7 protein-coding genes are annotated in these 9,313 nt (G+C 71.1%); 3 read left to right on the top strand and 4 right to left on the bottom strand.

Going from position 1 to position 9,313, the window contains the following annotated elements; all coding sequences use genetic code 11:
- Positions 1 to 491: 491 nt before the first annotated feature.
- Complete coding sequence (locus BU197_RS00255) at positions 492 to 1,157, bottom strand: DUF402 domain-containing protein (RefSeq protein WP_188266087.1); 666 nt, start codon at positions 1,155 to 1,157, stop codon at positions 492 to 494.
- 414 nt (positions 1,158 to 1,571) lie between these two features.
- A complete protein-coding gene (locus BU197_RS00250) occupies positions 1,572 to 2,981 on the bottom strand; it encodes a class II fumarate hydratase (protein WP_188266086.1) in 1,410 nt (469 codons plus the stop codon).
- Positions 2,982 to 3,088: 107 nt separating this feature from the next.
- On the opposite strand from BU197_RS00250, the gene BU197_RS00245 reads away from it, so the two are divergent.
- Positions 3,089 to 4,615, top strand: coding sequence for a ricin-type beta-trefoil lectin domain protein (locus BU197_RS00245; RefSeq protein WP_188266085.1), 1,527 nt, complete (start codon positions 3,089 to 3,091; stop codon positions 4,613 to 4,615).
- A 92-nt stretch (positions 4,616 to 4,707) separates the two neighbouring features.
- Here the strand turns inward: BU197_RS00245 and BU197_RS00240 are convergent, their stop codons facing one another.
- The gene (locus BU197_RS00240; protein WP_188266084.1) at positions 4,708 to 6,378 is read right to left on the bottom strand and encodes a fumarate hydratase; all 1,671 of its coding nucleotides are present in this window, start codon (positions 6,376 to 6,378) and stop codon (positions 4,708 to 4,710) included.
- A gap of 272 nt (positions 6,379 to 6,650) precedes the next feature.
- On the opposite strand from BU197_RS00240, the gene BU197_RS00235 reads away from it, so the two are divergent.
- Positions 6,651 to 7,373 (top strand): DUF1707 domain-containing protein, encoded by a 723-nt coding sequence (locus BU197_RS00235; RefSeq protein WP_317452162.1) that lies wholly within the window; start codon positions 6,651 to 6,653, stop codon positions 7,371 to 7,373.
- Between the two features lie 297 nt (positions 7,374 to 7,670).
- A complete protein-coding gene (locus BU197_RS00230) occupies positions 7,671 to 8,042 on the top strand; it encodes a WhiB family transcriptional regulator (RefSeq protein ID WP_188266083.1) in 372 nt (123 codons plus the stop codon).
- 111 nt (positions 8,043 to 8,153) lie between these two features.
- Here the strand turns inward: BU197_RS00230 and glpX are convergent, their stop codons facing one another.
- Positions 8,154 to 9,188 carry a class II fructose-bisphosphatase gene (gene glpX / locus BU197_RS00225; protein WP_188266082.1) on the bottom strand — a complete coding sequence of 345 codons (1,035 nt, stop codon included), beginning with the start codon at positions 9,186 to 9,188 and terminating at the stop codon, positions 8,154 to 8,156.
- Positions 9,189 to 9,313 lie beyond the last annotated feature (125 nt).

The following is a 9,313-nucleotide window of genomic DNA, read 5'->3' as shown; positions in this document are numbered from 1 at the left end:
GACGGGAGCCGGGACGGCCGCCGGGACCGCCGCCCCGCCCGGCGGGGCGGGCGCGTCGGAGGGCAGGCCGACCGGCGCCTCCTGGCGGGGGCGCGCGTGTTCCTGCGACCGGGCAGCCAGGGGCTGCCGGCCTTCGTGGGAGGTGGGATGCTCCGTCACGCGTGGGGTTCCGTCCATCCGGGCCGGTGGTGCGATGCACTCGCTCTTCTCGCCGATGCCGCGCCTTCGGCGGGGCTAAACCCCTGCTGGGCGGCGGATGTGGAGGCTCCGCGAGCGGCGGCAACGGCAGGGGTCGGAACACCCGGGCAGACGTCCGGCACTGTTCTCCCCCTCGTGGGTGACTTCTGATCAGGTCCTGCGCTGTGGTCGGTCCTTGACGAGCAGTCGGTTCGGTACGACGTGCCGTCGAGCCGGTCCGTGGTGCCGTCGGATCCGCCTCCGCCGTGCGGAGGACGATCCTACGTTTGAACCCCGGGGGCGCAGCAAGGGTCTCACGGGGCCGTGTGCGCCGGAGTGCGGTCCCAGTCGGACGGCAACTCCGGAATCCGCCACTCCGGATCGGGGCGCCAGTCCTCCCAGCCGTCCGCGAACGGCGCCCCCCAGGAAGCGATCCGGTCCACCGCGAGCCGCCCGGCCGTCCGCACCCGCTCGGCCTGCCGGGCTCCCATCAGACCGGACCGCTGGGCCTGCGCGAACTCGTCCTCGTCGCGCCAGAGCCAGCTGCGGTCGGGGAAGACGGAGATGTCGAGGAAGTGGTCCTCGGAGTCGACGCCGCCGGACCAGCGGGCGCGCGGCTCCTCCAGGTTCACGTACCAGCTGCGGAACCGCCAGTCCCGGTCCCAGAAGAGCCAGACGGACCAGGGCTCGTCGGGGCGGGCCAGTTTCAGGACTCCGCTGCCCGACCAGTGCGCGTGTTCCGTGGTGCGCGCGGCGGTGTAGCGGGTGGCGAGCGGCTCGTCGTGGACGGAGGTGCCGTCGGCGAGCACCGGCCGGACGCATTCGGTGCCGGGTGCCATCCAGACCGCGAGCAGCTCGGGCGTGTCGCGCACGACCGTCACCGGTCGGCAGATGTGCACCGCTCCGGTGCCGTTGCCGCGGTAGCGCCAGAGGATGTGATCCCCCGGCGCCCAGTGCTGGGAGCCGTCCGATCCTGTCATGCGCAGATCCTAGGGGCGCGCTCTCCCGGCCGCTGCGGTACAGATCACGAAAGGGCGGCTACCGGCCGGTTGCTACCGGTGGGTCACTTGGGTGCGCCGGGCGGGCACCCGGCGTGCGACCCGGCGCCCCCGGCCGGGGGCGCGCTGACGAAGGCGCTGTTCACACCGGCGTACGCCTGTCGTGGAACGATCCGAGCGCCCCGGCGTACGCCCCCTGTCCCGAGGGCACTTCACTCCGGCGTACGCCCCCTTGCCGCCCCCCGGGGAGGCGCGGGGCCGTACCCGACGTACGCGGGCGCCCACGCCCCCGCCCACGACCCCCGCACGCGCTCCTGTGTGCGGGCTCCGCACCCGTCCGCACCCGCCTACGGCCGCCGGTGGACGCCTTCTGCGTCCCGCGTCCACACCCGCGTCTCAAGGACGCGTCATGCGCAGTACGTCCAGGGCCTCGTCCAGCTGCTCGACGGTGAGGTCGCCGCGCTCCACGTAGCCGGATTCCAGGACCACTTCACGGATCGTCCTCCGCTCGGCGAGGGACTTCTTGGCGACCTTGGCAGCCTCCTCGTAGCCGATGTACTTGTTCAGCGGCGTGACCACGGACGGCGAGGACTCGGCGTACTCCCTGGCCCGTTCGGCGTTGGCCGTGATCCCGTCCACCGTGCGGTCGGCGAGCAGCCGGGAGGCGCGGGCGAGCAGCCGCACGGACTCCAGGAGGTTCTTCGCCATCACCGGCAGCATGACGTTGAGCTCGAAGTTCCCCGCCGCGCCCGCCACCGCCACCGTGGTGTCGTTTCCTGTCACCTGCGCGGCGACCATGAGGACCGCCTCGGGGATGACCGGGTTCACCTTGCCCGGCATGATCGAGGAGCCCGGCTGGAGGTCGGGGAGGTTGATCTCGGCGAGCCCGGTGCGGGGGCCGCTGGCCATCCAGCGCAGATCGTTGGAGATCTTCGTGAGGGAGACCGCGACCGTACGGAGCTGCCCGGACGTCTCCACGAGGGCGTCCCTGGCGCCCTGGGCCTCGAAGTGGTCGCGCGCCTCGGTCAGCGGCAGCCCGGTCGCGCGGGCGACCTCCGCGATGACGGCGGCGGAGAAGCCGGGCGGGGTGTTGATGCCGGTGCCCACCGCCGTGCCGCCCAGGGGTAGCTCGGCGAGCCGGGGGAGCGCCGAGCGCAACCGGTCGGCGCCGTACCGGATCTGGGCCGCGTAGCCGCCGAACTCCTGGCCGAGGGTGACCGGGGTGGCGTCCATGAGATGGGTGCGGCCCGACTTCACGACCGTCGAGAATTCGGCTGATTTTCGCTCAAGCGCGGTGGCCAGATGCGTGAGGGCCGGGAGGAGGTCGTCGGTGACGGCGGCGGTGGCAGCGATGTGGATGGAGGAGGGGAAGACGTCGTTGGACGACTGCGAGGCGTTCACATGGTCGTTGGGGTGCACCTCGCGCCCCTCCGGCAGCCGCTCGGTGGCCAGGGTCGCGATCACCTCGTTGGCGTTCATGTTGGACGAGGTGCCCGAGCCGGTCTGGAAGACGTCGACGGGGAAGTGCTCGTCCCAGCGCCCCTCGGCGACCTCGGCCGCGGCCGACGCGATGGCCTCGGCGCGGTCCCCGTCCAGCACCCCGAGTTCGGCGTTGACCCGGGCGGCGGCCGCCTTGATCCGGGCCAGGGCCTCGATGTGGGCGCGTTCGAGGCGCTGCCCGGAGACGGGGAAGTTCTCCACCGCCCGCTGGGTCTGGGCCCGCCACTTGGCGTGCGCGGGGACCCGCACCTCGCCCATGGAGTCGTGCTCGATCCGATAGCTCTCGGCCCGGTCTGTCTCGTTCATGTCCTTCGAACCTCCCAGAAAAGCTGAGCACTTGTCTTGTTCGATGTATTCCCATCGGGCGTACCGGACAGTAAAAACCGTGGGTAACCCCACTTCCAGGAGGCGCAATGAGGCGCACCAGGTACAGACTCCGCTGGCCCATCGTCGTCGTCGCCGCAGCCGCCGCGGCCCTCGGCACGATGACCGCCGCGGCCCCTGCGGGCGCGGCCCCCGCAGGACCCGCCGCACTCACCGCCGTACCGCTCCCGCCCCAGCTGGAGGCGGTCCGCGCCGCCGAGGCCACGAAGATCTACGGCGACCCGGCCGAGCGCCCGCTCGCCCAGCGCAAGACCGGACTGATCTCCCTCGGCGACAGCGAGATCTCCGGCGAGGGCGTGGGCACCTACGAGTCGCCCACCAACGGCCCCTCCAACTGGTGTCACCGCTCTCCCGACGCCGCCATCCACCGCACCGGAATCCCCGCCGACCTCACGTTCAACGTGGCCTGCTCCGGCGCGTACACCGGCAACATCCGCGTCGGCGGCAGCAAGCAGTACGCCGACGAGCTGGTCCAGAGCGACAACCTCGCCATCAAGGCGCGCAACACCCGGATCAAGATGGTCCTGCTCGTCGCCGGAGCCAACGACGACCTCCAGTTCGGCCCCGTCATGACCGACTGCGTCCAGCGCTACCTGCTCAGCCAGGGCACCTGCGAGCCCAAGTACGCCCCCGGCTGGCAGACGCGCGTCGACGGACTCGTCCCCAAGGTCGAGCAGACCATCCGGGACCTCAGGACCGTCATGACCGACGCCGGTTACGCCGACGGCGACTACAAGCTCGTCGTCATGGGCTACCCCAGCCCCATCGGCCCCGACTTCAAGGACAACCCGAGCTTCCCCGGCAAGCTGATCTGCGGCGGCATGGGCTACGACTCCGACACCGCCTGGGGCCGCAACACCGCAGTGCCCGCCTTCGAACGGGGCATGCGCGCGGCCGCCGCCGCCACCGGCGCCGTCTACCTCGACAACTCGCGGCTCTTCCACGGCCACGAGGTCTGCATGGAGGACACCTGGGCCCGGGGCCTCTACATCGACCTGACCAAGCCCGGCACCCCGGACGAGAACTCCGTCCGCCAGTCCTTCCACCCCAACAAGAGCGGCCACGCCGCCTTCGCGTCCTGCCTCACCCAGATCTACGGCTCGGGGCTCCGTGAGGCCGCCTGCGCCGACGTCGACTCCTCCGGCACGCCGACCCTCTTCCCGGTCGCCTGGGACGACGTCTACCGGCCGCTGCGGAACCAGGCCACCGGCAACTGCGTGGACGTCGACGCCTCCTCCTCGGCGAACGACACCGCCGTCCTCGGCTGGGACTGCCACGGCGGTCGCAACCAGGGCTGGTGGTACGACTCCACCCGCCGCAGCCTGCACACCGAGCTGACCCAGGACCGCTGCCTCGACGTGCCCGGCGCCGCCTACACGGCGGGCAAGGCCCTCATCGTCTGGAACTGCTCCGGCGCCGCCAACCAGAAGTTCGTCCGCGACGGAGCCACGATCCGCCCCGCCGCCGCGACCGGACTCTGCCTCGCCCAGAGCGCGGCCAGGCAGCCGGTCCGGCTCCAGAACTGCGACGGCTCCGCGAGCCAGAAGTTCGCGTAGCCGCCCTCCGCACGGCCTGCCGTACGACGGACGCCCCCCGGTCCCAGGGACCGGGGGGCGTCCTGCCTCCCGCGAGCGGTGCGGGGGCCGGGTCAGGCGAGACCGGGGCCGCGCACCGGGATGTGGGTGAACGTCGGCTCCGGCGCCGGGTTCTGGAAGAAGTCGTTGCCCTTGTCGTCCACCACGATGAACGCCGGGAAGTCCTCGACCTCGATCTTCCAGACCGCCTCCATGCCGAGTTCCTCGTACTCGACGACCTCGACCTTCTTGATGCAGTCCTGGGCGAGCCGGGCCGCGGGGCCGCCGATGGAGCCCAGGTAGAAGCCGCCGTGCGTGCCGCACGCGTCCGTGACCTGCTTCGAGCGGTTGCCCTTGGCCAGCATGACCTTCGAGCCGCCCGCCGCCTGGAACTGCTCCACGTAGCTGTCCATCCGGCCGGCCGTCGTCGGGCCGAAGGAGCCGGAGGCGTACCCCTCGGGGGTCTTCGCCGGGCCCGCGTAGTACACCGGGTGGTCCTTCAGGTACTGCGGCATCTCCTCGCCCGCGTCGAGCCGCTCCTTGATCTTGGCGTGCGCGATGTCACGCGCCACGACCAGCGGCCCGTTGAGCGAGAGGCGGGTCTTGACCGGGTACTTGCTCAGCTCGGCCAGGATGGCGTCCATCGGCTGGTTCAGATCGATCGTCACCACGTCGGAGGACTCGTCGAGGTGCTCCTCCGTGGTCTCCGGGAGGAAGCGCGCCGGGTCGGTCTCCAGCTGCTCCAGGAAGACGCCCTCGGCGGTGATCTTCGCGACGGCCTGACGGTCCGCCGAGCAGGAGACGGCGATCGCGACCGGCAGCGAGGCGCCGTGCCGGGGCAGGCGCACGACCCGCACGTCGTGGCAGAAGTACTTGCCGCCGAACTGCGCGCCGATGCCGATCTTCTGCGTCAGCTCGAAGACCTTCTCCTCCAGCTCCTTGTCGCGGAAGCCGTGACCGGTCTCGGCCGAGCCCTCGGTGGGCAGCTCGTCCAGGTAGTGCGCGGAGGCGTACTTGGCCGTCTTGAGCGCGAACTCGGCGCTGGTGCCGCCGACGACGATCGCCAGGTGGTACGGCGGGCAGGCGGCCGTGCCGAGCGAGCGGATCTTCTCCTCCAGGAACTTCATCATGCTCGCCTCGTTGAGGACGGCCTTCGTCTCCTGGTAGAGGAAGGACTTGTTGGCGGAGCCGCCGCCCTTGGCCATGAAGAGGAACTTGTACGCGCCGCCGTCGGTCGCGTACAGCTCGATCTGCGCGGGCAGGTTCGAGCCGGTGTTCTTCTCCTCCCACATGGTCACCGGGGCCATCTGCGAGTACCGCAGGTTCAGCTTGGTGTACGCGTCGAAGACGCCCTTCGACAGGGCCTCCTCGTCCTGCCCCCGGGTCAGCACGTTCTGGCCGCGCTTGCCCATGACGATCGCGGTGCCCGTGTCCTGGCACATGGGCAGGACGCCGGCGGCGGCGATGTTCGCGTTCTTGAGGAGGTCGAGGGCGACGAACTTGTCGTTCGAGGACGCCTCGGGGTCGTCGATGATCCGGCGCAGCTGCGCGAGGTGCGCCGGGCGCAGGAAGTGCTGGATGTCGTGGATCGCCTCGGCGGCGAGCGTGCGCAGCGCCTCCGGCTCGACCTTGAGGAACGTACGGCCGTCGGCCTCGAAGGTGGAGACGCCTTCGGAGGTCACCAGGCGGTAGGGCGTGGTGTCCTCTCCCAGGGGGAGCAGATCGGAGTACGCAAACTCTGGCATGGGGGCCATTCCTCACTCGGCAAAGACGGCGCACGGCCTCCGCTGGCAGTGCGCCCTCCAGCGTAGAGCGCCGCTCCGGGTGCGGTCCTGTGAGGTAAGGCTCACTTGAACGCCCCTTGAGGCGATCCGGCGCGGGGCGGTTCGAGGGCTTGTACGTCGATTGCGGGGCTTTCGGGGATACGCACGGGTTTCCTGTGGGGCGCGCGGAGTTTTCCACAGGCGGCGGCCCCGCCCTCTGGTCGCGATCTATCGCGTTTCGCTAGGCTGGGGCCGTGGACCTCGAAAAGAAGCCCGAACCCGACATGCAGCCCCAGCCGCAGCGGCAGGCCGCTCCCGCCGAGACCGGTCGGGCCGAGCCCGTCTTCGCCGATCCGCCGGGCGGGCTGCGGGCCTCGGACGCGGACCGGGACCGGATCGCGGACATCCTCAGGGACGCCCTGGCGGAGGGCCGGCTCGACGCCGAGGAGCACGCGGACCGGATCGACGCGGTCTACCGGGCCAAGACCGTCGGGGAGCTGGAGCCGATCGTCCGCGATCTGCCCGGGGCGCGCACCGCCCGTCCGCAGCCCGACTCGGCCTACGCGTACGGTCCCGAGGAGCCCGACGGTCCCGCCGACAGCCTCGTCGCGGTCTTCTCCAGCACCACCCGCAAGGGCCGCTGGCGGGTGGGCCGCAAGACGAACGCGTTCGCGCTCTTCGGGAACATCGAGATCGACCTGACCGAGGCGATCTTCGCCCAGCGGCTGACCACGATCAACGCGACCTCGATCTTCGGCAATGTCGAGGTCCGGGTCCCGGAGAACATCAGCCTGCGCGGCAGCGGCAGCGGCATCTTCGGCAACTTCGAGGTCGTGACCCTGGAGGGCGTCGACCCGCAGGCTCCGCTCGTCGTCATCAACGGCTACTCGGTCTTCGGAAACGTCGAGGCCAGACCGAAGCGCGGCAAGTGGATCACCGACCTCCAGGACCGGCTGCGCAAGCGGATCGGCGACTGACGCCGGTTCGGCGACTGGCTTGACGCCGGGTTCGGCGCTGGGTTCGGCGACGGGTCGACGGCGGCCTTACGGAGGGGCCGGGGAGAGGCGGCGACGGGGGTCGCGGAGGGGCGATGGCGGGGTTCGCGGAAGGCCGGCGGCGGGTGTGCGGCCGGGGAACCACCCCTGAGGTGACCGGAATTCGTCTTCTGATATCCGCAGAGCGGAACGGGAGCGCACGCAGTGCATAGGCGTGCGCACAGCGGGTAGGGCTGGGGCATCGCCGCTCGCTCGTGAAGCCGTCGTCAGGAGTAGACCGTGCTGGAATTGCCGCCTCAGCCCCTCCGGGTCGCCGCCACCCCCTCTTCGCGTGCCCCCGCCCGGGTGGACGAGGGCGGGCCCTGGCACGCGGAGGCGGTGTGCCGCCGGGACGAGGCGGGTCTCTTCTTCGCCCCCTCCAAGGAGCCGACCGCCGCGCGCCTCGCGCGGGAGGCGGCGGCCAAGCGGGTCTGCGGGCGCTGCCCCGTGATGGTCGAGTGCCGCGAGCACGCACTGCTCCAGCCCGAGCCGTACGGGGTGTGGGGCGGGCTCACGGCGGCCGAGCGCCGGGTCGCGCTGGCCCGCCGCAGGCGCCGGGAGGTCGAGCTGAGGAAGACCGCGGCGGGCGAGCGCGTCGCGAAGGCGGGTTGACGACGGGCCCGCGTCGCGGACCGGGCGTCCGAGCGGACCCGTACGAAGAGGGGCGCCCCCACCGCACAGGGGGGCGCCCCTCTTCGTACCGGCGGTCATCGCCGTCCGGGGTCAGTTGGCCCGATCGAAGTCGATCTTGCTGTACGCGCGCAGCTTCGAGAGCCGGTGCGTGGAGTCGATCTGGCGGATCGTGCCGGACTTCGAGCGCATGACGAGGGACTGCGTGGTCGCCGTCTCTGCGCGGTAGCGCACCCCGCGCAGCAGCTCGCCGTCGGTGATGCCGGTCGCGACGAAGAACACGTTGTCGCCGCTGACCAGGTCGTTCGTGGAGAGCACCCGGTCCAGGTCGTGACCGGCGTCGAGGGCCTTCTGCCGCTCGGCGTCGTCCTTGGGCCAGAGCTTGCCCTGGATCACACCGCCGAGGCACTTGATGGCGCAGGCGGAGATGATGCCCTCGGGGGTGCCGCCGACGCCCATGAGCATGTCGACGCCGGTGCCCTCGCGGACGGCCATGATCGAACCGGCGACGTCGCCGTCCGAGATGAACTTGATGCGGGCGCCCGTCTCGCGGATCTCCTTGACGATGCCCTCGTGGCGGGGGCGGTCCAGGATGACGACGGTGATGTCCTCGGGCGCGGAGTTCTTCGCCTTGGCGACCCGTCGGATGTTGACCGAGACCGGGGCGTTGATGTCGACGAAGTCGGCGGCTTCGGGACCCGTGACCAGCTTGTCCATGTAGAAGACGGCGGACGGGTCGAACATGGCGCCGCGGTCGGCGGCGGCCAGGACGGCGATCGCGTTCGGCATGCCCTTGGCGTTGAGCGTGGTGCCGTCGATCGGGTCGACGGCGATGTCGACCTCGGCGCCGGTGCCGTCGCCGACCCGCTCGCCGTTGAAGAGCATGGGGGCTTCGTCCTTCTCCCCCTCGCCGATGACGACGACGCCGTTCATCGAGACGGTGGAGATCAGGGTCCGCATGGCGTTGACCGCCGCGCCGTCCGCGCCGATCTTGTCGCCGCGACCGACCCAGCGGCCCGCGGCCATGGCCGCCGCCTCGGTGACGCGGACCAGTTCGAGGGCGAGATTGCGGTCGGGTGCCTCGGGGGAGACGACGAGTTCGGGCGGCAGATGATGCTGCTCGGTCATCGGAACGCACCTTTCTGTACGGCGACGGCCGGAAAAAAGAGGGTGATCTGACTCTATCGGTAGGTCGATAAAATGAGCAGTGGGGCCCACGGATGAGCGCGCGGGGTGCGGCCAGCCCTCGTGTC

It is taken from the genome of Streptomyces sp. CBMA291, from assembly GCF_014596525.1.
Lineage (GTDB): Bacteria > Actinomycetota > Actinomycetes > Streptomycetales > Streptomycetaceae > Streptomyces.
The sequence above is the reverse complement of the archived record's forward strand: the minus strand, read 5'-3'. Positions and strand labels throughout refer to the sequence as shown.